The sequence below is a fragment of the Halomonas sp. H10-9-1 genome (genome assembly GCF_040147005.1).
GTDB lineage: Bacteria > Pseudomonadota > Gammaproteobacteria > Pseudomonadales > Halomonadaceae > Halomonas.
In genome coordinates, this window is sequence record NZ_JAMSHO010000001.1 from 288,998 (window position 1) to 313,525 (window position 24,528).

26 protein-coding genes are annotated in these 24,528 nt (G+C 65.9%); 10 read left to right on the forward strand and 16 right to left on the reverse strand.

The annotated features are described in order from the left end of the window. Positions 1 to 39 precede the first annotated feature (39 nt). From NFH66_RS01345 to NFH66_RS01370, 6 genes are all read right to left on the reverse strand, one after another. Positions 40 to 1,350: a short-chain fatty acid transporter gene (locus NFH66_RS01345; RefSeq protein WP_349607736.1), complete on the reverse strand. Its 1,311-nt coding sequence runs from the start codon at positions 1,348 to 1,350 to the stop codon at positions 40 to 42. Positions 1,351 to 1,421: 71 nt separating this feature from the next. Then, the gene (locus NFH66_RS01350; RefSeq protein ID WP_349607738.1) at positions 1,422 to 2,792 is read right to left on the reverse strand and encodes an MATE family efflux transporter; all 1,371 of its coding nucleotides are present in this window, start codon (positions 2,790 to 2,792) and stop codon (positions 1,422 to 1,424) included. A 116-nt stretch (positions 2,793 to 2,908) separates the two neighbouring features. Next, positions 2,909 to 3,157 carry a YfhL family 4Fe-4S dicluster ferredoxin gene (locus tag NFH66_RS01355; RefSeq protein WP_349607740.1) on the reverse strand — a complete coding sequence of 83 codons (249 nt, stop codon included), beginning with the start codon at positions 3,155 to 3,157 and terminating at the stop codon, positions 2,909 to 2,911. A gap of 69 nt (positions 3,158 to 3,226) precedes the next feature. Beyond that, positions 3,227 to 3,706, reverse strand: coding sequence for a pantetheine-phosphate adenylyltransferase (gene coaD, locus NFH66_RS01360; protein WP_349607742.1), 480 nt, complete (start codon positions 3,704 to 3,706; stop codon positions 3,227 to 3,229). Between the two features lie 5 nt (positions 3,707 to 3,711). Further along, entirely contained in the window at positions 3,712 to 5,592 is a 1,881-nt protein-coding gene (locus NFH66_RS01365) for a beta-ketoacyl synthase (RefSeq protein WP_349611622.1), read from the reverse strand. Positions 5,593 to 5,729: 137 nt separating this feature from the next. Further along, positions 5,730 to 6,587, reverse strand: a complete 858-nt coding sequence (locus tag NFH66_RS01370; protein ID WP_349607744.1) for a Tim44 domain-containing protein — start codon at positions 6,585 to 6,587, stop codon at positions 5,730 to 5,732. A 102-nt stretch (positions 6,588 to 6,689) separates the two neighbouring features. On the opposite strand from NFH66_RS01370, the gene NFH66_RS01375 reads away from it, so the two are divergent. Then, positions 6,690 to 7,265, forward strand: a complete 576-nt coding sequence (locus NFH66_RS01375; RefSeq protein ID WP_349607746.1) for an isochorismatase family protein — start codon at positions 6,690 to 6,692, stop codon at positions 7,263 to 7,265. 63 nt (positions 7,266 to 7,328) lie between these two features. Here the strand turns inward: NFH66_RS01375 and yaaA are convergent, their stop codons facing one another. After that, on the reverse strand, positions 7,329 to 8,108 hold the full coding sequence (gene yaaA / locus NFH66_RS01380; protein WP_349607748.1) for a peroxide stress protein YaaA: 780 nt from the start codon (positions 8,106 to 8,108) through the stop codon (positions 7,329 to 7,331). A gap of 279 nt (positions 8,109 to 8,387) precedes the next feature. Here yaaA and NFH66_RS01385 point away from each other — a divergent pair, with 279 nt between their 5' ends. Next, entirely contained in the window at positions 8,388 to 8,903 is a 516-nt protein-coding gene (locus NFH66_RS01385) for a tetratricopeptide repeat protein (RefSeq protein ID WP_349607750.1), read from the forward strand. A gap of 63 nt (positions 8,904 to 8,966) precedes the next feature. Further along, a complete protein-coding gene (locus NFH66_RS01390; RefSeq protein WP_349607752.1) occupies positions 8,967 to 9,467 on the forward strand; it encodes a 3'-5' exonuclease in 501 nt (166 codons plus the stop codon). A gap of 1 nt (position 9,468) precedes the next feature. Here NFH66_RS01390 and NFH66_RS01395 read toward each other — a convergent pair whose 3' ends face one another. The 8 genes from NFH66_RS01395 to NFH66_RS01430 all read right to left on the reverse strand — a co-directional run bounded on the left by NFH66_RS01395 (position 9,469) and on the right by NFH66_RS01430 (position 13,488). Further along, positions 9,469 to 10,017, reverse strand: a complete 549-nt coding sequence (locus NFH66_RS01395; protein WP_349607754.1) for an LOG family protein — start codon at positions 10,015 to 10,017, stop codon at positions 9,469 to 9,471. 114 nt (positions 10,018 to 10,131) lie between these two features. After that, positions 10,132 to 10,254: a hypothetical protein gene (locus NFH66_RS01400; protein WP_349607756.1), complete on the reverse strand. Its 123-nt coding sequence runs from the start codon at positions 10,252 to 10,254 to the stop codon at positions 10,132 to 10,134. 57 nt (positions 10,255 to 10,311) lie between these two features. Next, entirely contained in the window at positions 10,312 to 10,833 is a 522-nt protein-coding gene (locus NFH66_RS01405) for a DUF501 domain-containing protein (RefSeq protein WP_349607758.1), read from the reverse strand. Continuing rightward, positions 10,814 to 11,131, reverse strand: coding sequence for a hypothetical protein (locus tag NFH66_RS01410; protein ID WP_349607760.1), 318 nt, complete (start codon positions 11,129 to 11,131; stop codon positions 10,814 to 10,816). Before NFH66_RS01410 ends, NFH66_RS01405 begins: the two co-directional genes overlap by 20 nt. A gap of 42 nt (positions 11,132 to 11,173) precedes the next feature. Next, positions 11,174 to 11,659: a Cys-tRNA(Pro) deacylase gene (ybaK, locus tag NFH66_RS01415; protein WP_349607762.1), complete on the reverse strand. Its 486-nt coding sequence runs from the start codon at positions 11,657 to 11,659 to the stop codon at positions 11,174 to 11,176. Continuing rightward, on the reverse strand, positions 11,656 to 12,063 hold the full coding sequence (locus NFH66_RS01420) for an acyl-CoA thioesterase (RefSeq protein ID WP_349607764.1): 408 nt from the start codon (positions 12,061 to 12,063) through the stop codon (positions 11,656 to 11,658). Before NFH66_RS01420 ends, ybaK begins: the two co-directional genes overlap by 4 nt. Before the next feature lie 61 nt (positions 12,064 to 12,124). Next, positions 12,125 to 12,964 carry a hypothetical protein gene (locus tag NFH66_RS01425; protein WP_349607766.1) on the reverse strand — a complete coding sequence of 280 codons (840 nt, stop codon included), beginning with the start codon at positions 12,962 to 12,964 and terminating at the stop codon, positions 12,125 to 12,127. Positions 12,965 to 13,053: 89 nt separating this feature from the next. Continuing rightward, the gene (locus NFH66_RS01430) at positions 13,054 to 13,488 is read right to left on the reverse strand and encodes a hypothetical protein (protein ID WP_349611624.1); all 435 of its coding nucleotides are present in this window, start codon (positions 13,486 to 13,488) and stop codon (positions 13,054 to 13,056) included. A 47-nt stretch (positions 13,489 to 13,535) separates the two neighbouring features. Between NFH66_RS01430 and NFH66_RS01435 the strand changes: the two genes are divergently transcribed. Continuing rightward, entirely contained in the window at positions 13,536 to 14,699 is a 1,164-nt protein-coding gene (locus tag NFH66_RS01435; protein WP_349607768.1) for a MalY/PatB family protein, read from the forward strand. Positions 14,700 to 14,838: 139 nt separating this feature from the next. Here the strand turns inward: NFH66_RS01435 and NFH66_RS01440 are convergent, their stop codons facing one another. After that, positions 14,839 to 15,786 (reverse strand): tetratricopeptide repeat protein, encoded by a 948-nt coding sequence (locus NFH66_RS01440; protein WP_349607770.1) that lies wholly within the window; start codon positions 15,784 to 15,786, stop codon positions 14,839 to 14,841. 305 nt (positions 15,787 to 16,091) lie between these two features. Between NFH66_RS01440 and cas1f the strand changes: the two genes are divergently transcribed. The 6 genes from cas1f to cas6f all read left to right on the forward strand — a co-directional run bounded on the left by cas1f (position 16,092) and on the right by cas6f (position 24,510). Then, positions 16,092 to 17,069, forward strand: coding sequence for a type I-F CRISPR-associated endonuclease Cas1f (gene cas1f / locus NFH66_RS01445; protein ID WP_349607772.1), 978 nt, complete (start codon positions 16,092 to 16,094; stop codon positions 17,067 to 17,069). Beyond that, positions 17,066 to 20,464, forward strand: a complete 3,399-nt coding sequence (gene cas3f, locus NFH66_RS01450) for a type I-F CRISPR-associated helicase Cas3f (RefSeq protein WP_349607774.1) — start codon at positions 17,066 to 17,068, stop codon at positions 20,462 to 20,464. Before cas1f ends, cas3f begins: the two co-directional genes overlap by 4 nt. A gap of 170 nt (positions 20,465 to 20,634) precedes the next feature. Next, complete coding sequence (gene csy1, locus NFH66_RS01455; RefSeq protein WP_349607776.1) at positions 20,635 to 21,927, forward strand: type I-F CRISPR-associated protein Csy1; 1,293 nt, start codon at positions 20,635 to 20,637, stop codon at positions 21,925 to 21,927. Further along, positions 21,920 to 22,876, forward strand: a complete 957-nt coding sequence (gene csy2, locus NFH66_RS01460; protein ID WP_349607778.1) for a type I-F CRISPR-associated protein Csy2 — start codon at positions 21,920 to 21,922, stop codon at positions 22,874 to 22,876. The genes csy1 and csy2 overlap by 8 nt, the downstream gene beginning before the upstream one ends. A 26-nt stretch (positions 22,877 to 22,902) precedes the next feature. Next, complete coding sequence (csy3, locus tag NFH66_RS01465) at positions 22,903 to 23,937, forward strand: type I-F CRISPR-associated protein Csy3 (RefSeq protein WP_349607780.1); 1,035 nt, start codon at positions 22,903 to 22,905, stop codon at positions 23,935 to 23,937. A 3-nt stretch (positions 23,938 to 23,940) separates the two neighbouring features. Continuing rightward, positions 23,941 to 24,510 (forward strand): type I-F CRISPR-associated endoribonuclease Cas6/Csy4, encoded by a 570-nt coding sequence (gene cas6f, locus NFH66_RS01470; RefSeq protein WP_349607782.1) that lies wholly within the window; start codon positions 23,941 to 23,943, stop codon positions 24,508 to 24,510. Positions 24,511 to 24,528: the final 18 nt, after the last annotated feature.

Below are 24,528 nucleotides of genomic sequence, written 5' to 3' on the forward strand. Positions count from 1 at the left end.
GCCTGGGGACAAGGCGTTTCACCTGGGGGGGAACGGGCGTCAGAACCAGGTCAGGCCGATCGAGATCAGCACCCCGGTGATGAACAGCTGGATCAGGCAGAAGCCCATGATGTCCTTGGCCTTGAGGCCGGCGATACCCAACACCGGCAGCGCCCAGAAGGGCTGCAGCAGGTTGGTCCAGGCGTCACCCCAGGCCACGGCCATGGCCACCCGCGGGATCTCCACGCCGAGCGCTTGGGCGGCGGGCAGCATCACCGGTGCCTGCACCGCCCACTGGCCGCCGCCGGAGGGCACGAACAGGTTGACGATGCCGGCGCTGATGAAGGTCCAGAAGGGCAGGGTCGTTTCGGTAGCGAAGGAGACCAGCGCGCCCGACATGGTTGCCGCCAGGCCCGACTGGATCATGATCGCCATGATCCCGGCGTAGAAGGGGAACTGGATGACGATGCCGGCGCCGCCCTTGATCGCCTCCTGCAGGCTGGTCAGCAGGCTGCGCGGGGTGCGGTGCAGCACGATGGCCAGGAACAGGAACAGGAAGTTGACCACGTTGAGGTTCAGCCCGCCGCCGCGCAGGAAGAAGTGGTCGACCAGGAAGATCAGGCCGGGGATGCCCACCAGCCAGGCCAGCACCACGCTGTTCTCCATGCGCTCGGCGGGGCGGGTGATGCGCACCTGCTGCTCCTCGTCATCGCCCAGCAGCTTGGGGTCGACGAAGACGCTCTCGTTCTCGTCGGGGAGCATCATGCGGTTGACCAGCGGCACGGCGATGAACAGCATCACCACGATGGCCAGGTTGAAGAAGGCGAAGATGGTGGAGCCGGTGCCGATCACGCCGATCTGGTCGGCGCTGAAGTGGCCGTCGGTGGCGATGGTCAGCGGCACCGAGCCGGCCAGGCCGCCGTGCCAGACGATAAAGCCGGAGTAGGCGCTGGCCACCAGCAGGCGGTAGTCGACGCGCACCAGGCGAGCCAGCTCCTTGGCGAACAGCGCGCCCACTACCAGGCCGAAGCCCCAGTTGATCCAGCTGGCCGCGAGTGACACATAGGTGACCAGCAGGATGGCACCGCCGGGCCCCTTGGCCAGGGCGGCCAGGCGCTGCAGCAGCTTCTTGACGGGCGGGGAGCTGGCCAGCATGAAGCCGGTGACCAGCACCAGCAGCATCTGCATCGAGAAGGTCAGCAGGTTCCAGAAACCGTCGCCCCACATGCGCATCACCGCCAGCGGCGTCTGGCGTTCCACGGCGATGGCGGCCACTGCGGCGATGATGGTCAGCAGCAGCACGAAGATGTAGGGGTCGGGCAGATAGCGATCGACCAGCTTCACCGCTGGTCTCGAGAGAGCCTTGAGCATGGCGTTCCCTTTATGTTGTGAGTGTTATGGGTAGTTCAGTATAGAAACTAGCGCAGCGTCAGTATCTTGCGTCATATCGCTGCCAACGGTCCAGGCCTGTCACACCAGTCGCTGCGGCGCCGCTGGCGGTAGTAGGCGATCAGCGTCACCGAGCGCACCAGGGTGAAGAGGGTGAAGGCCAGCCACAGCCCGTGGTTGGTGAGTGAATCCGGCAGTAGCGCCTGGCCGAGCCACCAGGCGGGCAGGTAGGCGGCGAGCCCGGCGAAGATGCTGTTGCGCATCTCGCGGATCGCCGTGGCGCCGATGAAGACGCCGTCCAGCAGATAGCTCCACACCGCGATCAGCGGCATGGCGATCATCCACGGCAGGTAACTGGCGGCGGTGTCACGCACTTCCGGCAGGCCGGTGAGCAGGGCGATCAGCGCCTCGCCGCCCAGGGCGAAGGCCAGGGAGGCGAGGCCGGCGGTGGCCAGCGAGAACCAGGCCGCGCCACGCACCGTCTGGGCGAACTCCGCCCAGCGCCTGGCGCCTACCGAGCGTCCGGTAAGGGCCTCGGTGGCATGGGCGAAGCCGTCCAGGGCGTAGCTGGTGAGCATGATGAACTGCAGCAGCACGGCATTGGCCGCGAGCACGGTGTCGCCCTGGGCGGCGCCCCGGGAGGTGAAGAAGGCCATCACGAAGAGCAGCCCCAGGGTGCGCACGAAGAGGTTGGCGTTGACCGAGAAGAGCTCGGCGTAGGCGGCCAGTGCCAGCAGCCGATGGCGCAGGAAACGGCCCGCCAGGAGCCTGAACTGGCGAGAGACCAGCCACAGGCCGAAGGCGAGGGCGGTGTAGTCGGCGATCACCGTGGCCCAGGCCACGCCGTCGCTGGTCATGCCCAGTCCGACCACGAACAGCAGGTCGAGGGCGATATTGACGCCATTGGTGAGCACCAGGATCGCCAGGGTCACCCGCGCGTTCTGCTGGCCCAGGAACCAGCCCAGGATGGCGTAGTTGGCGAGCACCGCCGGCGCCGAGAGGATGCGGATCTCGGCATACTCGGCGGCCAGCGCCGTGGCCACCTCGCTGCCGTCGAGCAGCCACAGCCCCAGCGCGATCAGCGGCCGCGACAGCAGGATCAGCGCCGCACCGATGCCCGCCGCCAGCAGCAGCGACTGGCCGAGCAGGTTGCGCACATCCGTGTCGCTCTCGCGCCCCACCGCCTGGGAGGTGAGCCCGGTGGTGCCCATGCGCAGGAAGCCGAAGCCCCAGTAGAGGAAGCTGAACAGGGTGGCGCCCAGGGTCACCGCGGCCAGGTAGCGGGAGTCCGGCAGGTGGCCGACCACGGCGGTATCCACCAGCCCCAGCAGCGGCACGGTGATATTGGAGAGGATGATCGGCCAGGCCAGCGTCAGGATGCGCCGGCGCACGGACGCAGGGGACGAGGAATCCGAGCGGCTCACGAGGGTCTCCCGAGGCATGCGAGCCGCGCAGCATGGCCGGCGGCGGGGCATAACGCAACCGCCCCGCTTCAAGAAGCGGGGCGGCGTGGCGTGCTGGCGAGCCGATCAGCCGGCCGTCAGGCGGCGGTGATGCGCTGGTACTTGGCCATCAGCTCCTCGCGGCTCTCCTCGCGCTGCGGATCGAGGGGGATGCAGTCCACCGGGCAGACCTGCTGGCACTGCGGCTCGTCGTAGTGGCCGACGCATTCGGTGCACAGCTCCGGGTCGATGACATAGATCTCCTCCCCAGGCGAGATGGCGCCGTTGGGGCATTCGGGTTCGCATACATCGCAGTTGATGCACTCGTCGGTGATCATCAGGGCCATGGGGGTACCTCGCGGAAGTCGCTGGCCGCGGTCATCGGGATCTGCTCGGTGCAATCCCGAGCCTTGCGCTCAGGTATTGTAAAGGCTCTTCAGCGTTGCGGCGACCCTGGGATGGACATGTTGCGATACATCGCCGCCCAGCTTGGCGATCTCGCGAACCAGGGTGGAGGAGATATAGGAGTTCTCCACCGCCGGGGTGAGGAAGACGGTCTCGAGCTCCGGCATCTGGGCGCGATTCATATTGGCCAGCTGCAGCTCGTACTCGAAGTCGGAGACGGCACGCAGGCCGCGCAGCAGGACGCGCGCGCCCTGCTGCTGCATGAATTCGGTCATCAGCCCCGAGAAGCCGACCACCTCGATGTTGTCGAGCCCGGCGGTGACCTCCCGAGCCAGGGCGATGCGCGTATCGATATCCAGTGCGGGGCCCTTGCCGGGGCTCGTGGCGATGGCCACCACCACCTTGTCGAAGAGTCGCGAGGCGCGCTCGATCAGGTCGAAGTGGCCATTGGTGATGGGGTCGAAAGTGCCGGGGTATACCGCGGTGTTCATCGCCGTCACTCCTCGAGTCGCCCGAAGGGGTTGTTCACTGCCAGGGAGACCGGGCGGGCATAGCCGGGGATCTGGAGCTCGGTATCGCTGAGCGTGAGCTCAGGGCCTTCCAGCACACCTTCGCCGAAGCGGTAACGGGGCGCGAAGCGCCCCTGGTCGGCCTGCTGGCGGTAGGCGGCGGCGGCCTCGCGGGTCGCCTCGCGACGCACCTGCCAGGCGGCCACGGCAGCCTCGCCGTGGCGCTGCACCAGCAGGCGCTCGGTGACGTCCGGGGAGAGCAGCACGCCGGTGGCGTTGTTGCCGCCGAAGCCCTTGGCGTTGATGAAGGCGGCGTCCGCGGCGAAGGGCATGGCGTCGCGTGAGAGCCGCAACCGCTCGGCGTGGACGTCGTCGGCCACGGCGTCCAGGGTGGGGATGCCGGGCAGCAGGCCGTGGGCGAAGCTGCCCAGGGCGCTGGTCAGCTGGTCGCCGGCGGCGCTGCCCTGGGAGTGGCCGACGAAGGACTTCACCGCCACCACCGGCCACGCCTCGATGCCGTAGGCCCGCGCCACCAGGTCGAAGACGTGGGATTCGGTCACCCGGTTCTTGGGCGTGCTGGTGCCGTGGGCCTGGACGAAGGTGCGCCGGCGCAGGGCCTGCTCGCCGAGCATCTCGCGCACCAGCGATGCGGCCTTGCCCAGGGTGATGTAGTTGCCGATTCCCGGCGCGGAGATCGAACGCTTCCAGCCATCGGCATTGACGAACACGTCCGGCACGCTGCCCAGGATCTCGGCGCCCACCTCCAGGGCCAGGGCGTCATCCATCAGCATCACGAACTGGCTGGACTCGGCGATGGTGAAGCCGCAGTTGCGGGCGAAGGGGCGGCAGGCGCGCTGATAGTCGGCGTCGGTCAACAGCTGCAGCGCATCCAGGGCGCGCAGGCTATCGTCGTCGGCGAGTGCCCCCATGGTGCGGAAGCCTTCGATGATCTCCGGGGTGACCGGGGCATCGGCGGTGCCCACCATCACCACGCGGCGGCGTCCGGCGCGGAGGTCGTCGACCCCCAGGCGCAGGTTGTAGAGGAAACTGGCGCAGGCGCCCATCGCCGCGCCGGTGCCGCCCACGCTGCCCAGCACGTAGGCGTTGAGGAAGTCGGCGGGCATCTGGCCGTAGCCCAGCGGCATCTGCTTGGAGGTGGCGCGCTTGCCGGAGACGAAGCTCTTGAGCAGGCCGCCCCAGCCTTCGTCATCGAGCTGGCCGATGGAGTTGCCGGCGTAGACGGCGACCTCGTCGGGGTCGAGACGGTCGCGCAGAGCGTCCCAGTCGAGACCGCTGTCACCCAGGCAATCGCTGGCGGCGAAGATGGCCATGGAGAGCCCGCGCGGGTGGTGTACGCTGCGGTAGAGCTGGCTGGGCTCGAAGCCACTGGGCAGTTGGCCGGCGGCACGCACTTGGGCGGGGCGGTGCTCGGGGAGCATCACGTCCATCTCCCCGGCGGGCACCGTCACCTCGAGCAGCTTGCGATCGAGTTCGCGCACTTGCCAGGTGGCCGGCAGGTCCTGGGGCAGCTGGCGACGCTGGATGCGGAAGGTCAGGGGAGCGTCCAGCGCCAGGCTGGCCCGACGATTGGCAGGCAGGCCCTCGGCGTTGAAGCGCGGGTCCTCGATGCGGCGGATCAGGGTATGGTCGAGGACTTGCTGGCGGGTCTGCTCGACGATGGCGTCGGGGTCCAGGGTATGCCCCTCGGCGTTCTGCCAGCTGCCGTCCTCCTGGCCGCTGGCCAGGCGCATCATGGCGGCCAGGCCGAGCAGGGTGCGGGCCTGGTCCTCCGTGGGCAGGGCGTCGAGCACGGTGCGGCGAAATGCCTGGTGGCCCGAGGTTCTGCCGGCAGGGTTCACGCCGCCCATGCCTACGATCACCGGTAAGTGTGACAAGCCGGATTCCTCGTTGTGCTGTTGGTGTCTACGAGTACGTTATTGAGCGTGGATCATAGCACCCGGCCAGCAGCGGCGTCATGCGGCCGCCCGGGTTGGGCGGCCTGGTGTCAGCCGTTCTGTTCGATGCCCTGCACGTACCAGGGGGCGCCATCGCGCAGCTCGCGCATCAGGTGCCAGGTCTCGTTGAACTCGTTGTGCTCGCCGTTCTCGTCGAGGATGCCGTGGAAGACCACCGTGGCCTCGGCCTGCTGGCCCACTTCCTGGACCATCCCCAGTTCGGCGAACAGGCGCACCACCTCGGTGCGGTTGTTCGCCGGGTGACGGGCACGCTCCTCGCGCAGCAAGTTGTAGAGCTCCGGGGTGACGTACTCCTGGATACCGGCGAAGTCGTTGTTGTCCCAGGCGCGCTGCAGGGTCATGAAGTGCTCCTTGGCACCGGCCAGGAAGCGTTCCCGGTCGAACCACTCGGGCTCGCCGGCGAAGGCGCCACCGGCTGGAGCAGCACTGGCTGGAGCAGCGCTGGCCTGGAAGGGCTGGGCCGTGGCTCCGCCGCGCGTCTCCTCGGCGCCTGGTGCGGGGCCTCCCGCCACCGCCGGCCGCCGGCGCGCCAGTAGCCGGAAGAGCAGGAAGGCGATGCCGGCCACCACCAGGATATCCATCAGCCTCAGTTCATCGAAGGCGCCGCCGAAGAACAGTGCGGCAAGCAGCCCGCCGGCGAGCAGGCCGCCCAGCATGCCGGGCATGCGCGAGCCGGCGCGGCCCTGGGTGGCGCGGGTGCCGGTGGCCTGATTCTGGGTTGCGGCAGGCTGTTGCTGCACGCTGCGTGATTGGGTGCCGAAGCTCTTGCCGCCACCCAGGCGGCGCGCCTCGGCGTCCTGCAGGGCAGGGCCCAGGGTGAAGAGGCCGGCTACCAGCATGATCATGAGGTGGCGCAGCAGGGAGGTGTGAGCGAATCGTGAGGTCATGGGGGTGTCGTCACCTTGTAGGAGATGAGAGTCGAGTCAGACCATTCTAGCGGCTATTCTTGGGGCTTCCATGATAAACGCACAACAAGGGGAGCGAGCGCCATGCGCTTGACACGAGAAGAGAGCCTGCTGCTGATCGTCGACCTGCAGGCGGGCCTGCTGCCGGTGATCGAGCACGGCGACCAGGCGGTCAACGAGGCGGCCTGGCTGGGCGGCCTGGCCGAGTCCATCGAGGTGCCGGTCTGGATCACCGAGCAGTATCCCGAGGGACTGGGGGGCAGCGAGCCGCGGCTGCTCGAGGCGCTGCCGGGGCACCGGCGATGGCAGAAGCTGACCTTCGACGCCTGCGCCAACGCCGAGTTCGCCGCGGCCCTGGCGGAGAGCGGCCGGCGCCAGGTGGTGCTGTGCGGCAGCGAGGCGCATATCTGCGTGATGCAGACCGGCCTCGGCCTGTTGGCGGCGGGCTACGAGGTCTACTGGCTGACCGAGGCCTGCGCCAGCCGCCGCGCCGGCGAGGCGCGCCTGGCCCGGGAGCGCATGGTCCAGGCCGGCGCGGTGGCGGTGAGTGCCGACATGGTGGCCTACGAGTGGCTGCATCGCTGCGACGACGAGCGCTTCAAGCAGGCCCACCGCCGCTTCCTCAAGGCACGCGCCTCGCGGCCGCTGGTGTTTGTGTAGTCTGGGAAAGCGTGTTGTCAGCGACTTGGTGAGAGGCGCCGGGACAGCCTCGATTGGGCCAGCTCAGGCGGCACCTTCGGAGCGGGTAAACACCAGGGTGTCGCCCTCGCTCATGGCGGCGTTGTAGGCGTAGCCGGCCACGTCGAAGTCCTTGAGGCCCTCGGGGTCGTCCAGGCGCTGGCGGATCATCCAGGCCGCCATCAGGCCACGGGCCTTCTTGGCGTAGAAGCTGATGATCTTGAGCTTGCCGTTCTTCTCGTCCTTGAACACCGGGGTGATCACGCGTGCCGTGAGCGCCTTCGCATCGATCGCCTTGAAGTATTCGTTGGAGGCGAGGTTGACCAGCACCGGGCTGCCGCTCTGCGCCACGGCGCGGTCGAGTTCGGCGGTGAGAGTCGCGCGCCAGAAGGCGTAGAGGTCCTTGCCCGCGGGGTTCTCGAGCCGGGTGCCCATCTCGAGGCGGTAGGGCTGGATCAGGTCCAGCGGGCGCAGCAGGCCGTAGAGGCCGGAGAGTATGCGCAGGTGCGCCTGGGCGAAGGCGTTGTCATCGTCGCCGAAGGTGTCGGCCGCAAGCCCCACGTAGACGTCGCCCTGGAAGGCCTGGACGGCGGGCTTGGCGTTCTCCGGGGTGAAGGGCGTGTGCCACTCGCCGTAGCGGGCGGCATTGAGGGCCGCGAGCTTGTCGCTGATGCCCATCAGGTCGCTGAGCCGCTGGGGTGAATAGTCGCGCAGGATCTCGATCAGTTCGCGGCTACGCTCGAGGAAGTCCGGCTGGGTGTAGTGGGCCGTGGTGGCCGGGGTCTCGAAGTCCAGCGTCTTGGCGGGCGAGATCACGCTCAGCATGGGGCGCTCCTGAATCCGGTGGGGGTCGGGTCGAGTATACCAAGGGCGCCCCGCCTGAGGGGCTATCGAGGCGATAGCCGGTGGGCGCGGCGAGGGCGCTCAGGGGGCCGGGTTGGTGTCGCGGCGATACCGCTCCTTCCGGGGTTGAGTCCCCGCGGGGGCGGGCGTATGCTGGCCGGCCGTTATGCCCCGTGGACCGGGGTGGGCCAGATGACAGACGCCGCGCACAGGGTGGTGCCGGCTGTCTTTTTCTTGCGATACAGGATTCGGTGGAAGGCCATGACACAGGCATCATCACTGTTCACCCGGCTCGAGTACCGCCTGGCGGAGCAGCTCTTCCATACCCGCTGGCTGCCTCGCTCGCCGCGCACCCAGCGTTTGACCATGCACCTCTTTCAGCGCTGTGCCGACGCCGGTCATCCGGCGGCGCTCTCCACCTATGGGCATATGCTGTTCCATCGTGGCCTGTCGCCCCAGGACAAGGCCCGCGGCGCCCGTTACGTGCTCGAGGCGGCCCATGCCGGCGACTCCCGTGCCCAGTACCAGGCCGGGCAGATCTACGAGAATGGCTGTGCCCTCTATCCGCGTCGTGACGACCGCGCCGTGACCTGGTATGCCCGCGCCGGCGAGGCGGGCCACCCGCTGGCCGCCCAGCGCCTGGCGCGGGCCTACCGCGAAGGCCAGCTGGGCCTCGCGGTGGACGCCGAGCGCGCCGCCCACTGGCAGTGCCTGGCCGACCGTGCCGCTGGATTCGGCGAGCCGCTGGACAGCGTGGAAGACGAGACGCGACACTAGCCTGCGAGGCGCCGTTCCGACGGCGCCCTTCCTTTCGTGGCTGCCTCGAGGATCCTGCCCGCCGTGACGCTACCGACCCTGCTCGATATCGAAGCGTCTGGATTCGGGCGCGGCAGCTATCCCATCGAAGTGGGGCTGGCCCGCGCCGATGGCAGCAGCTGCGCCTTCCTGATCCAGCCCCTGCCCGAGTGGACCCACTGGGATCCCAAGGCCGAGCTGCTCCACGGGATCAGCCGGGCCCGCCTTCGGCGTGAAGGGCGCCCGGTGCGCCAGGTGGCGCAGTGGCTCAACGACGAGCTCGGCGAAGTGAAGATCTGCTACAGCGACAGCTGGGGTTACGACAACACCTGGCTGTCGCTGCTCTTCCATCACGCCGGCATGCTGCCGGCCTTCCGCCTGGAGGCCTTGCGCAAGCTGCTCGGCGAGGGGCAGCTGGCGCTGTGGACGCCTACCAAGGAGGCGCTGATCGAGGAGCTGGGTATCCACCGGCATCGCGCCGGCGAGGATGCCCGGCTGCTGCAGCTTACCTACCAGCGTACCCGCGAGCTGGCCGGCGAGGCGTGACTCAGCGCGCCAGCCGGGCTTCCAGCATATCCAGCAGCTCGAGGGGAGTGCTGGCGTCGAACAGCTCGGCGCGGGTGCGGGCATTGAGGAAGCCCTGTTCCACGGTGTTGTCGAGGAAGGCCAGCAGGGGCGAGTAGAAGCCCACGCTGTCGAGCACGCCGATGGGCTTGTCGTGGAGCCCGAGATAGTGCCAGGTCCAGGCCTCGAAGAACTCCTCCAGGGTGCCGATCCCCCCGGGCAGCATGATGAAGGCGTCGGCATGGGCTGCCATGCTGGCCTTGCGCTCGTGCATGTTGCGCACATGGATCAGTTGGGTCAGGCCGCGGTGGGCCTGCTCACGCTCCACCAGGTGATCGGGCATCACTCCGATCACCTCGCCGCCGGCCTCCAGGACGGCATCGGCCAGGGCCCCCATCATCCCGATGCGTGCGCCCCCATAGACCAGGGTATGGCCGCGGCGCGCCAGCGCCTCGCCCAGCCTTCGGGCGTCGGCCAGGTACTGCGGGTCACGGCCCTCCCGTGAACCCAGGAAGATGCAGAATCTCGGCATGCTCTTCTCCTTGGCAAGAGTATCCATCCTGGCGCGCCCTGCGTGGCGTCGCCAGCGTGAACCATAACGCCGAGGGGCGCCACCAGGCGCCCCTCCAGATCGCGTAGCCGTGCCTCAGCGGGCGGCGTCGGCGTCGCGCTTCATGGCCTCGCGCAGCAGCTTGACGCCGACCACGAAGATGCCAAGCATGCTGATGATCAGGGCGAGGCTGGCAATGACATGAGTATCGACGTACATCGGGGGGCTCCTTGTTGAGCATCTTATGGTCAGGGGGTAGAGGGTGCGCGGGGTGCTTCAGGGCAGACAGTCGGCGACGCCGTACTCGGCGTCCATCCAGCGGCCGATGACGTTGTTGCCGCATAGATGGTGGGCGTACTGGGTGTGCAGGCAGCGCACCTGGTCCCAGTTGGCGATGCCACCGATGCCGCGCTCGGTGAGCACGCCATCATAGCCGAGCCGGATTACCTCAGCCTTTTGTGTCTCGCTCATGTGTCCCCAACGCGCGGCGACATAGTCACGGTGGCTGGCATGGTAGGCGGCGAGCCACTCGGGCTCCTCCTGCAGGCGGGTCTCGAGCCGCTTGATGGCGCCGTCGGCTTCGATGCGCGAGATCACCACCTTGAGCCGCTCGGAGCTCAGCCAGTAGAGGGTCGGGAAGGGCTTGCCAGCGACGATCGGCGCCATGCGCAGCACCAGCGGGGTGCCCTCGCCATCGGTGGCGGCCACGGCCTCTATGCCGCGGGGCGCGCGGCCGAGCTGCTCGGTGATGATCGCCAGCTGGCGGGGATCAGGCGGGTTATCGGTCTGGATCACCATCGTCGGGGCCCTGTAGAAACTTGTTTGACTCGCCGACGGCCAGGAAGAAGGCGCGATTGAGCTGGTCGGGGGTGGGCACGTAGTACCACTCCCGCTCGCAGTATTCCGCGGCCCGCGCTATCAGCACGTCATGGAGTCGATTGAACGGCGCATCATAATCGTAGGGGTCGGCGCCGAACAAGCGGATATGGGGGTAGTCCGCGAAGCGCTCGACGAAATAGCGCAGCAGTTGCGCCTCCATGGCGCGGTGGCGCTCGGTATCCTCCGGATCCAGCCACAGGGTGTAGCGGATGGCCATGGTGGGCTCCTGTGCAGGGTTATCTCTGTTGGCGGACCTCCTCTACGACCAGTCCCCGGCGCCTCTGGACAGTGTAGCCAGGCGTCCGCCGGTGAGCCTGAGCAGGTCGGCAGGTGCCAGGCGGATCTCGAGGCCGCGGCGTCCGCCGCTGACATGGATCGTCGGTTGACCCTCGGCACTGGCGTCGAGGAAGGTGGCCAGGCGGCGCTTCTGGCCCAACGGGCTGATGCCCCCCACCACGTAGCCGGTGGCGCGCTGGGCCTCGTCGGCCTCGGCCATATGGGCCTTGCGGGCGCCGGCGGCACGCGCCAGGGCCTTGAGGTCGAGCTTGCGCGATACTGGCACGATGGCCACCACCAGGCGGTCGTCATCGAGCCGGGCCAGCAGCGTCTTGAACACCTCATCGGCGGAGAGCCCCAGTACCCGGGCGGCCTCCTCGCCGTAGGCGGGGCTGCGCGGGTCATGGTCATACTCGGCCAGGGCGAAGTCGACCCCGGCCTTCTCCAACTGCTTGACGGCGGGGGTCATGCGTCGACGGGCTCCTCCTGGAGATGGGATTCCAGCGCCTCGCGCAGCTCGCCCACGATGGGGATGGCCTGCTTGGCGTCGTGGTCGAAGTGCACCATCACGGTGTGGCCCAGGTTGGTGAGCTTGCCGCCCTGGCGTGCCTCCTGGCTGACGGTGAAGGAGCTGTTGCCGAGCCGCGAGACATAGGTGCGGATCTCGATCTCCTCGCCATACTGCAGCTCGGCGCGATAGTCGACCTCCATGCGGGCCATGATCAGCCGCCACTTGCGTGGGTCCAGGTCCGGGGTGAAGAGCCGGAAGAGGTCGTTGCGGGCCAGCTCGAACCAGGCCGGCAGGCGGGTGTTGTTGACGTGGCCCAGGGCGTCGGTGTCGTAAAAGGCGGGCTCGACGGTGCGAACGAACATCTGGCGTTTCCTTGTGGTTATCGCTCTAGGATGACTAGCTTTGCCCCGAGCAAGCGTTCGGTCAAGTATCGCGGGAAGGTCTGCCTCTGCCCCGGTGTTCCGCGCGTCGGTTGCCCAGCCAGGCCTGGAGGCGGGTCCAGGCGACGAGCCACAGGGTGGCCACGGCGAACCCGGCCAGGGTGCCCAGTGCCAGGCCCAGGGTGGGGTAGGCGAAGGAGACGCACAGCGCATAGCTGAGCAGCGAGCCGAGCCCCATCGGGTAGTGCTTGATCACCGTGGCCACCGGATCGGGACCGTGGGTCAGGTGCAGGATCACCAGGAAGGGATACATGGTGACCGGGAAGGCGGCCATCACCCCGGCCCAGGCCGCCGGCAGCACATGGGCCAGGCCGGTGATCACGAAGATGATCACGGCGGCAAGCAGGGCGCGTACGACCAGGGCGGCCCAGGAGAAGCGTCCGGTGGGGCGGGCTATGCTCTCCGGCACGCGGCGGTAGAGCCAGGTGAACAGTGCAATGGCGGCCAGGGTGGTGAGGGTGCCGGTGAGGCGGTCGAACTCCACCCGGGTCAGCACCAGGCTGACCGCCAGGAAGGCGGCCAGCCCGGCGGCGGTGCCGGCCACTACGCCGGGCAGCCCCGGGCGGCGCCCGGCCAGCAGGTAGCCGCCGCCCAGCGCCAGGGTGGCGGTGAAACCGGCCAGGGTATGTACGGCGCTCGTGGCGGCGAAGCCCGGCGAGAGCTCCAGGCCGATGAAGAACAGGGCGATGGCGGTGCCCAGCGGATAGCCCGCCAGCAGCCCCGCCATCCGCGGGCTGACACGCACGGCGATGGCACCGAGGCCCAGCACCATGCCGATCGATACCGCAAGCTTGGCCAACTGCCAGCTCAGGGGAACTTCCATTCTGTTTTCCTTAGCCTTATTTGGCGGTAGTTGTCATGGAGTGTGTCGCGCCATTCGTCGAAGGCTGGGCCACCAAGCCCGGTGGGCTCCTAGATCAGGCGCAGCCCCTGGCGGTCGCGCCAGGCGGCGGGCAGGGCGTCTGCCAGGGACTCGCACAGATGGGGTGGCAGCGCCGACCGGGCCGTCTCCAGGGAATCGAAGTCACGGTTGCGTAGCCAGCAGTAAGCCCAGGCGCAGGCCTCGTCGGCATCGCGGGGGCATGGCCGGGCCGGCATCTGCACCAGCAGGAAGGTGGCGGTCCGCGCGGCCCACAGCGGGATCTCGTCGCCGTTCAGCGCCTCGCTCCAGGCCGTCAGGGTAGCGGCATCGGGAGTGGCGTCCGGCTGGCCGATCCGTACCACCCGGGCGGTCTCGGCGAGCAGCAGGGCCAGATGCTGCGGGGTATCCTGGCCCAGGTCGCGCCACTGGGCCAGCAGTCGCGGCATGCCGCGGCGTACCTTGGCATAGAAGTCGTCCTGGGGCATGGTCGAGGTCATGGGTTTTCCTGGCCGTCGATAAAAGGAGTGAGCGCATGGTGTTCGATTTTGCCACGCCAGTGGAGCGTCGGCACCCGTCCGGTAGCTGGCCATCGCAGAAGTGGCATCACTACGGCGACAAGGTACTGCCGCTCTGGGTGGCCGACATGGATTTCGTATCGCCGCCGGCGGTGCTGGAGGCGCTGCATGCCCGGGTCGAGCACGGCGTCTTCGGCTACGGCCTGGTGCCCGACTCGCTGCGCGAGACAGTGTGCGCCTGGAGTGCGCAACACTATGGTTGGGCCATCGAGCCGGAGTGGCAGCAGTGGCTGCCCGGGGTGGTGCCGGCGCTGCACCTGGCCAGCATGGCGCTGACCGAGCCGGGCGACGGGGTGCTGACGGTGACGCCCATCTATCCGCCCTTCCTCAAGGTGGCCGAACGTACTGGGCGCACGCCTCAGCAGGCGTGTATGCGCGAGCCTGCGGCGCCGGGCGAGACCTGGTGCCTCGATCTCGAGGCGCTGGAGGCGGCGATCACCCCGCGCACCCGGTTGCTGCTGTGGTGTCATCCCCACAATCCCACCGGGCGGGTCTGGGAGCGCGACGAACTGGCCGGCCTGGCCGAGCTGGTGGAGCGCCATGACCTCTACGTGGTCTCCGATGAACTGCACTGCGACCTGCTGCTGGAGGAGGGCGCCAGTCACGTGCCGCTGGCGGCGGCCTTCCCGGCGCTGGCCGAGCGCACCATCACGCTGTGGGCGCCCTCCAAGACCTTCAATCTGGCCGGGCTGACCACCGCCTGTGCGGTGATCCCCGACCCCGAGCTGCGACGGCGCTTCGCGGCGGCGGCCAAGGGGCTGGTGCCGGACGGCAACGTGCTGGGGCTGGCGGCGGCCGAGGCCGCCTACGGACAGGGGGAAGCCTGGCGGCAGGCACTGCTCGAGGTGCTGCGCGACCACCGCCGCCGCCTGGTGGAACGGGTGGCACACTGGCCGGGAGTCGGCATGGCGCCGCCGCAGTCCACCTACCTGGCCTGGCTCGACCTGCGTAAAGCGGGGCTTGGCGAGTCACCTCAGCGAGCATTGCTGGAGCGCGCCGGGGTGGCGCTCTCCGATGGCGCCGACTTCGGCCACCCGGGCTTTGTTCGGCTCAACTTCGGTACCACCGCCACCCAACTGGACGCGGCCCTCGCCCGGCTGGATAAGGTCTTGAAAGCGTGAAGAGCGTCGCTTCGCTCCTGGAAGCTTGAAGCTGGAAGTAACTTCAACCCCGATCTCATAAGTTGAGTAGCGGCATTTCTTCCAGCTTATGGCTTACAGCTCCGGGCGAAGCCCGGTTGGAAGCCGGGCCTCAGTAAACTCAGTAAAGCATCGTAAACAGCTTGCGACGGTAGCTGACCGTGAGCGGGTGGTCGGCGCCCAGGGCATCGAAGACCCGCAGCAGTGTCTTGCGTGCGGCATCGTCGCCATAGGCACGGTCGGCCTTCATCAGCGCCAAGAGCCCCTCGAGGCCCGGTTCATAGTCGCCGTCGGCCACCCGGCGCAGGGCCCGCAGGTATTGCGCTTCGCTGTCGTCGCGCTCGCCCAGGGCGGCCAGCTCCTCGGCGGAGGGGGCCTCCTCGCCGAACTCGATGCTGGCACGCACCCCGCGGGCCGGGGCGGCATCACGCTCCTCCGGCGGCAGGTTGTCGAGCACGCTGCGGGCTTCCTCGCCGCGCCCCTCGGCCACCAGGGTGCGGGCCAGCTCCACCTGATAGGCGATGTGGTCCGGGTATTGTTGCACCAGCTCCTGGTAGATGGCGCGGGCACCGGCGGCATCCCCGGCGGCGAGTGCCTCGGCGGCCTGCTCCTCGGGGCTCGCCGGGACATTTTCCGGCGCCGGGAAGTAACGTCCCAGCCACTCGCGGATCTCCTTCTCGGGCAGCGCGCCCTGAAAGTGGTCGACCAGGCCGCCCTGGCTGACCAGCTTGACATCGGGTACCGAGCGCACGCCCAACTGGGCGGCGATCTCCTGGTTCTCGTCGATGTTGAGCTTGGCCAGGAGGAAGGCGCCCTGGTATTCGCGGGCCAGCTTCTCCAGCACCGGCATCAGGTTCTTGCAGGGGCCGCACCAGGGGGCCCAGCAATCGAGCAGGACCGGCACCTGCATGGAGAGCTCCAGCACCTGCTGGATGTTGCTGGCGTCGACGTCGATGATGACCTCGGGGGCCTCGCCCGCCTCCGGCTGGGAAGGTTGCTGCTGGGCTTCCTGCGGGACGCTGGTATCGGCGGTGAGCGGCTCACCGGTACGCGGATCGACGATAGACATGGTTGGGCTTCCCGAAAACGAATGGATTTACCCACGAGATGCGGGTGAAGGCAGGCGGATTCAAGGGGCGGTGGCGGGCAAGACGCGCCGACTCCCCCTGCCGGCTACGCGGCCCGACGCCGATGATGCCCCGACCCGAGCCTAGATGACCCGTCAGGAGGGGCGAAGGGTGGGGTGCAGTTCAAGGTCCAGCATGACGGAAATCAGCACCGGGATGAAGAGTATGCTGGATCGATGCCCAGTAGGTGGCAAAGCGAGCTTAGGGGTGCTTAGCTGTAATCGCCAACTGGGTAAAAGGGGCTGTCATGGACGATCTCTCTCCGTCTGACCTCAAGACGATTCTGCACTCCAAGCGGGCCAACCTTTACTACCTTCAGCACTGTCGGGTGCTCGTCAACGGCGGCCGGGTCGAGTACGTCACCGATGAGGGACGCCAGTCGAAGTACTGGAACATCCCCATCGCCAATACCACGTCTATTTTGTTGGGCACTGGTACCTCCATTACTCAGGCGGCGATGCGCGAACTCGCCAAGGCCGGGGTGCTGGTCGGCTTCTGCGGCGGGGGCGGTACGCCGCTGTTCGCCGCCAACGAAGTCGATGTGGACGTCGCCTGGCTCACGCCCCAGAGCGAATACCGTCCCACCGAGTACCTGCAGCACTGGGTACGCTTCTGGTTCGATGACGAAAAGCGCCTGGAGGCCGCGCGGCGCTTTCAGCAGGCGCGGTTGTCACGTATCCAGCGGCAGTGGCTCGATAGCCGTCCCTTGAAGGACGCCGGCTTTGTGATCTCACCGGATCGCCTGACCGCCGTGCTGGCGCAGCACGATCAGGCCATCGCCCAGGCGCCTAGTACCGTGGACCTCTTGACCATGGAAGCTCGGCTGACCAAGACGCTGTTCAAGCTAGCCGCCCAGGCTGTGGGCTATGGCGACTTTACCCGCGCCAAGCGCGCCACTGGCACCGATCCGGCCAACCGCTTTCTCGATCACGGCAACTACCTGGCCTATGGTCTCGGCGCCACGGCGACCTGGGTGCTGGGTATTCCGCACGGCCTGGCGGTACTGCATGGCAAGACGCGGCGTGGTGGACTGGTCTTCGATGTGGCCGACCTGGTCAAGGACGCGGTGATTTTGCCCCAGGCGTTTCTCTCCGCCATGCACGGTGACGAGGAGCAAGCGTTCCGCCAGGCCTGCATTGAACAGCTGACCCGTACCGAAGCCCTCGACTTCATGATCGACACCCTGAAAGCGGTCGCTACCGAGCTGGGGGGCGACGCACCATGAACGTGCTGATCGTCTCCCAGTGCAACAAGAATGCCCTCAAGGAAACCCGTCGGATTCTCGACCAGTTCGCCGAGCGGCGCGGCGAGCGTACCTGGCAGACCTCGATCACCCAGGCGGGGCTGGACACCCTGCGCAGGCTGCTGAGAAAAACCGCACGCAAGAACAGCGCCGTGGCCTGTCACTGGATCCGTGGCCACGACCATAGTGAGCTGATGTGGATCGTCGGCGATGCCAGCCGCTTCAACCTGCAGGGTGCCACGCCCACCAACACGACGCGGCGCAATATCCTGCGTACCGAGGACGAGGATGACTGGCATAGCGGCGAGGACATCAAGCTGCTGGCGAGCCTGGCGGCTTTGCTGCACGACCTGGGCAAGGCCTCCAAAGCGTTTCAACAGCGGCTGATCGGTAAGCGTCAGGGCCGTAATCTCTATCGCCACGAGTGGCTATCGCTGCGGCTGTTCCAGGCGTTTGTCGGCGGCGACGATGATGCCGGCTGGCTCCGGCGTCTGATCGAGCCCCCGGCGGACTTCGTTGCCAGTTGGACGCGCCACCTGCAGTGCGACGGACTCGGTGCCGAGAGTGCCATGCCCTTCCAGCGGCTTCCACCACTGGCCCAGGCGGTTGGCTGGCTGCTGCTTAGCCACCACCGCTTGCCATTGAAGCCCGGTGATAACCCCGAACGGCTGGGTGGCCGGCTGAGCGGGCTGACTGCTGAAGCGCTGAATGATCTTCCCGGTCTGCTGACCCATCAGTGGAACGAAGCGTGTCTGGAAGCTGACCCCACGCAGCTGAAGCCCTACTGGCGGCTGGCCGGGGAGCTGCCGGTGGCCACAGCCAAGTGGCGGCGGCAGGCAGCGCAAGTGGCGGAAGGGCTTCTCAAGCGCTTGCCACACTACGACGAGCCGCTGCTGGACAACGGCTATGTGATGCATCTGGCGCGGCTGTGCCTAATGCTGGCAGATCACTATTACTCCAGTCTCCATGACTCAACGCACGCGGACTGGGTGCAGGGTGATGCGAGTTACCCGCTATTCGCCAATACTCAACGCAAAACCGGCATGCCCAGTCAGAAGCTCGATGCCCATCTGCTGGGTGTGGCGCGATTTGCCAAGGAAAATGCCCGCCACCTCGCCACCCTGAACGACCAACTGCCCCGACTGGCGCGCCACAAGGGCTTTCGCAAGCGCAGTGAAAGCCAGCGTTTTCGCTGGCAGGACCGCGCTTTCGACTTGGCGGAAGGGCTGCGGGCCGCCTCTCGAAAGCAAGGGTTCTTCGGCATTAATATGGCTTCCACCGGCTGCGGCAAGACGCTGGCCAACGGCCGTATTCTCTATGCCCTGGCCGACCCCGAGAAGGGGGCGCGTTTTTCGATCGCTCTTGGGCTGCGCACCCTGACCCTGCAGACTGGGCGCGACTATCGCCACCAGATGCACCTGGGCGAGGATGAGCTAGCGATTCGCGTCGGTGGCAGTGCTAGCCGTGCGTTATTTGAGCACCATGAGGCACAGGCAGAGCGGACCGGTTCGGCGTCAACTCAGGATCTGCTTTCCGATGACTCTCATGTGCTGTTCGAGGGCAACTTCTCCGAGCACCCCATCCTCCGGCGTGTGGCGCACGATCCCGCGGTCAAGAGTCTGCTTGCCGCGCCCATTCTCACTTGCACCGTGGATCATCTAATGCCCGCCACCGAAAGTACCCGGGGCGGTGGGCAGATCGCGCCCATGCTGCGGCTGATGACGTCCGACCTGGTGCTCGACGAAATCGACGATTTCGATATCAGCGACTTGCCGGCACTCACGCGGCTGGTGAACTGGGCGGGACTGCTGGGATCGCGGGTGTTGCTCTCTTCCGCCACGCTGCCCCCGGCGTTGGTGGCAGGGCTGTTCGAGGCCTACCAGGCAGGGCGTACCGTCTACCAGCGCAATCGAGGGGAGGTCGGCCAGCGAGCCCCGGCGGTGTGCTGCGCCTGGTTCGATGAAAATGCCACGCTCGACGCGTCGTGCAGCGAGCGCGCCGATTTTGAAGCCGCGCACCGCCAGTTTGTGCTCAAGCGACACCAGAGACTGGCCAAGGACGCAGTGCGTCGCCGGGCCAGAGTGGCAGAGTGGAAGCCTCAATCTCGGCAGTCGGACGCCCTTCACCAAGAGCTGGCGGAGCATTTGCGCGGCTACGCACTGGAACTGCACTGTCAAAACGGCACTGCGCTGGAGAGTGGCAAGCGGGTTTCCTTCGGCCTGATTCGTATGGCCAATATAGATCCCCTGGTGGCGGTCGCCCAGGTGCTCTACCGGCTGGGTGCCCCGGAAAACGTCCAGATTCACCTGTGCGTGTATCACTCTCAGTATCCGCTACTGATGCGCTCGGCCATCGAGCGTCAGCTGGACCGTGTTCTGCAGCGCAAGTCGCCAGCAGCCATATTTTCGCTGCCGGAGGTTCGGCGATGCCTGGAGGTCTCTGACGCGAAGGAGCAACTGTTTATCGTCCTGGGCTCACCGGTCACCGAAGTGGGGCGCGACCATGACTACGACTGGGCGATCGTTGAGCCGTCATCCATGCGCTCACTGATTCAACTGGCCGGCCGGGTGCGTCGCCACCGCCCAGATCCTTGGGAAACTCCCAATATCCTGCTGCTCAACCGCAACCTGAAAGCCCTCGAACACCCCGATGGCCGCCGACCGGTGTTTACCCGACCCGGCTTCGAGACCGACGCGTACCGGCTGCAAAGCCATGCGCTAATAGACGTGCTGATGCCGGAGCAGCGCGATGTGATCGACGCCCGCCCACGTATCCTTCCCCGCGAGCCGCTGGCGCCTCACCACAACCTGGTCGATCTGGAGCATGCACGCCTTGAGGCAACGATGGTCGTGCCCGACGTGGCCGATACTCAGGCCATGCCGGTGCTGGGCGAGGATGAGTTGGCGAAGCTTTCCAAGCGCAAGCGCCAGCAATATCTGGCGGCCAGGGAGGCACCCGCGCCGGCTCCCAAACTGGGGGCCTATAGCTGGTTCGTGATGCCCCGCCTGACGCTGACCGGGGTGATGAGCCAGTGGCGGCCGTTTCGTGACAGCACGGGCCAAGAAGATGAACTGGTGCTGTTACCGGACGAAAGTGGTGAGCAGACCTGCCTGCATCGCGTTCACAAGGAGCGCCCCCGAGACCCGGAGCTGCTGGTGCCCTGCGAGACCAGCCTGCAGCGCATCGAGCTGCAGTATGGCCCGCGCATTCAAACCTGGGGGCCAACGGACTATCTCACGACGCTGGCCGGACTGGCCGAAGCCCAGGGTATAGAGCTGGAGCGCTGTGCCCGGAAGTTTGGTCGGCTGACGTTGCGCGAGTTGGACGACGATGAGCAGTGGAAGTTTCACCCGGCGCTTGGGTTTTCGCGATTGTAAAGCCGACCCTAGTGGGCCGGCTCCCTGCCTGTCCGGCAGCACGTTGTTCCCAAAACAGGAAACGATAATTTTCTGAGCTGCCTGGCGGCAGAGCTACAGGTTAGCTATCTTACAGCTTAAGCGCGATAAAATCCCTAAAACCCTAAACATAAAACTATAATGGTGAAGAAATGCATGAGGCACTAAGCAGGGACGAAATTCATCAGACAATACAGGCGTTTATAGCGGAGCGATTGGCCGGGAAGCTGGAAAAGCTGGCGACAGACGATCCTAAGCGCGAATCGCTTACCGAGCAGTTTACGTTCGAAAACTGGGTTGGCGATGCTGCCCGCCGGGTCAGTCAGCTGCAGGTGGTTACCCATGCACTGAAGGCCACACACCCAGATGCCAAGGGCTCCAGTCGCTATGTGGAGCCCGCCACGTTGCCTGAGATTCCTCTGGTTGGCAGCCATTTGCTGTCCAGTGACTTCAGCGGCGATGTGGTGGGCAACGCCGCCGCACTGGATGTGTATAAGTTTCTCAAGCTCCAGCATCAAGGCAAGTCGCTGCTAGAGCTAGCGCTTGAGAGGGATGGCTCATTCAGCGCGGCACTGAGCAATAATCCCGAGCAGGCCAAGGAGTGGGTCGAGGCCTTTGCCAGTATTACTCAGCCTAAGGGAAACGAAGCCTCGCACTCATTGGCCAAGCAGCTGTACTGGGTGGTTGGAGATGACCCCACTGATGATGCGGACTTTCATCTGCTGGCACCGCTTTACGCTACTTCGCTTGCACATCAGGTATTCCAGCGCATCAACGCTGATCGCTTCGGTGAGGCTGCCAAGGAAGCTCGCCAGGCGCGACGTAACAGCAAGCCGTCTGATAAGGGATACCGCGACTATCCCAACCTGGCTGTGCAGAAACTGGGGGGCACAAAGCCGCAGAATATTTCCCAGCTCAACAGTGAGCGAGGTGGCAACAACTACTTGTTGGCTTCCCTGCCACCCAAGTGGAAAAGCCAGGGCATCAAGCCGCCTTTGCACACCGAGACCATCTTCAAGCGCTTTGGTCGCCGGCGCGAGGCGCGCTGGCTGGCCAGCGATCTACTTCGGTTTCTTCAAACCAATCCGCCCGACAATCGTTATACCCGTGACCAGGTGGATGGCTATGTCGCCGCGTTGATTGATGAGCTGGTGTTGTTCGCCAGCGAGTTCCAGGTACTGGAGCCGGGCTGGTCGGCGGACTCGGCATGTCGACTGCCGCTGGAGCAGCAGCTATGGCTCGACCCCTGGCGCGGCGAAGAAGACGCTGAGTTTGCCCAACAACGTGAGCAGGGCGAATGGCCCGGGGCCATTCGTGCGGCCTTCGCCCGCTGGCTCAATGCCTGGTTGAAACCGCTGGGCGTAGGCGATGACGAGCACCGCGAGTGGCAGGCACGCTTGCGGCGTCAGCTGGATATTCTGCAAGAGGAGTTGCTTCATGGGTAATGCTGAGCCAAAGGCGTTGCTGGTGTTGCCGCACCTGCACATCCAGAACGCCAATGCGATTTCCAGCCCACTGACCTGGGGATTTCCCGCCATGAGCGCCTTTGTCGGCTTTATGCACGCACTGGAGCGCCGGCTACCTGAATCCCTGGACTTGCAGTTCAACGCTATGGGTGTGATCTGCCACGACTACGAGACCCAGACCCAGCCGGGCTATGTAAAGTCCTTTCACTTGACCCGCAACCCGGTGGGTAAGGATGGCAAAACCGCCGCCATTGTCGAGGAAGGGCGCATGCATCTTGACGTGTCCCTGGTGCTCGGTGTGGACGGCAAGAGCATTAACGATGTCGATGCCGCGCAGGCCGTGATGGACATCGTCGCCGGTATGCGTATTGCCGGCGGCAGCATAATGCCGTCGTTGCCCGGACGGCGGCGCTATCAGCCGGAGTTAAAGGTGCTGGGTGATGATCCTGATGATAGGCAGAAAGCGTTTCGCCAGCTCAAGCGCCGCTGGTTGCCGGGCTTCGCTTTGGTGCTGCGTGACGACCTGCTGCAGGAGCACCACCAGGAACGGCAACATGCCCAGCCGGACACCACCTTACTGGATAGCTGGCTGGACCTGTCGCGCCTGAACTGGGAGTGCCACCAGACCATCACCGAGGATGAAAACGGCAAGGAGGCGACCGAGGTCGAGTGGCGGGTGCGCAAAAAGCCAGGCTGGCTGGTACCGCTACCCGTGGGCTACGGTGCGCTGACTGACGTTTTCGAGGCGGGAGAGGTCGCCAGTGCTCGAGATGACAGCACGCCCTTTTGCTTCGTCGAAAGCCTGTACTCCATCGGGCAGTGGCGTAGCCCGCATCACCTGAAGGCACCCCGCGACCTGCTCTGGTACGTAGACAACAACCTGAAACAAGGCCTGTATCGCCTGAATAACGACTATCAAGCGCACTGAGCGCGCCTAACGCAAGGAGCTTTGTCATGGCCAAGAACGAGTCACTCAAAACTGCCTCCGTCCTCGCCTTCGAGCGCAAGCTCGACCCGTCCGACGCGCTGATGTATGCCGTTGACTGGGAGCAGCGCGGCAGTGCTGAGGCACAACCCATTGCTATCCGTGAAAAGTCGGTGCGCGGCACGATCTCCAATCGATTGAAGGCCAAGGACCAAGATCCCGCCAAGCTGGATGCTGCTATCGAAAATCCCAATCTGCAGACCGTGGACGTCGCCACGCTGCCGCATGATGCCGACACGCTAATGACACGCTTTACCCTGCGTGTGCTGGGTGGTGCCGGTAAGCCATCGGCCTGCAATAACGCCGATTATCAGGCCAAGCTCAGTGCCACGGTGAAAGGCTATATCGCTTCCCATGGCTTTACTGAGTTGGCAAAGCGCTATGCGCACAATCTGGCCAACGGGCGCTTTCTCTGGCGCAACCGCATGGGTGCCGAGGCGGTTGAGGTGCATATCCGGCTGCTCGAGAAGGGAAGTGCCGTCAGCGAGTGGACCTTTGATGCCCTGGCGCTTTCCCTGCGCGATCTAACGCCGACCGGTGCTGCCAAGGCTGATCTGGAAGCGCTGGCCGGCCATATCAGCAATGGCCTAAGCGGTGAGCGCTATGTGCTGCTTGAGGTGGTGGCGTATGCCCGGGTCGGTGCCGGTCAGGAAATCTTTCCGTCGCAGGAGCTGATTCTGGATCGTGGCCGTGGTGACAAAAGCAAGACGCTCTATCAAGTCGATGGGGTTGCCGGCATCCACTCCCAGAAGCTGGGTAACGCCATTCGAACCATCGATACCTGGTATCTGCAGGAAGAAGAGGGTGACCTTGGCCCGATCGCGGTCGAGCCCTATGGTTCAGTGACCACTGAGGGTAAGGCCTATCGTCAGCCGAAACAGAAGATGGACTTCTACAACTTGCTCGATAACTGGTTGCTCAAGGATCAGGAGCCTGCTGTCGAACAACAGCACTTCGTCATGGCGACCCTGATTCGCGGTGGCGTCTTTGGCGATGCGGGGTGAGTCATGGATCACTATCTCGACATTCATTTACGACCCGACCCGGATTTCTCGCCTGCGTTGTTGATGGGAGCGCTCTACAGCAAGCTGCACCGGGCCCTTGTTGATTTAGAAGCCGATGATATCGGCGTTAGTTTTCCAGATCACAAGCTGGGCGTGCGCGCCCGCTCACCGGGCGACCGGCTGCGGCTGCATGGTCGGGGGACTCGGCTTGAGCAGCTGATGGCGAATGCGTGGCTCACCGGCATGCGTGACCATGTGGTGCAGCAGACCATTCAAGATGTGCCGGCTGAAACTCGTTACCGAGTGGTTCGACGCCGACAGTTCAACACAGGGAGTCCTAGTAGGGCGAAGCGCTATGCCCAGCGGCACGGCATAGCAATCGAGGAGGCGCAGCGTCTGATGCAGGCACCGGCCGAGCGGCAGATCACCTTGCCGTTCGTGCAGGTCAGCAGCCGCTCCAGCGGACAGCGCTTCGCGTTATTCATCGAGCATGGGCAACCACAGTCGCAGCCCGTCGCTGGTCGGTTCAACCACTACGGGCTCAGCAGTGAAGCCACAGTGCCCTGGTTTTGACCCTTTTTTTGACTCTTA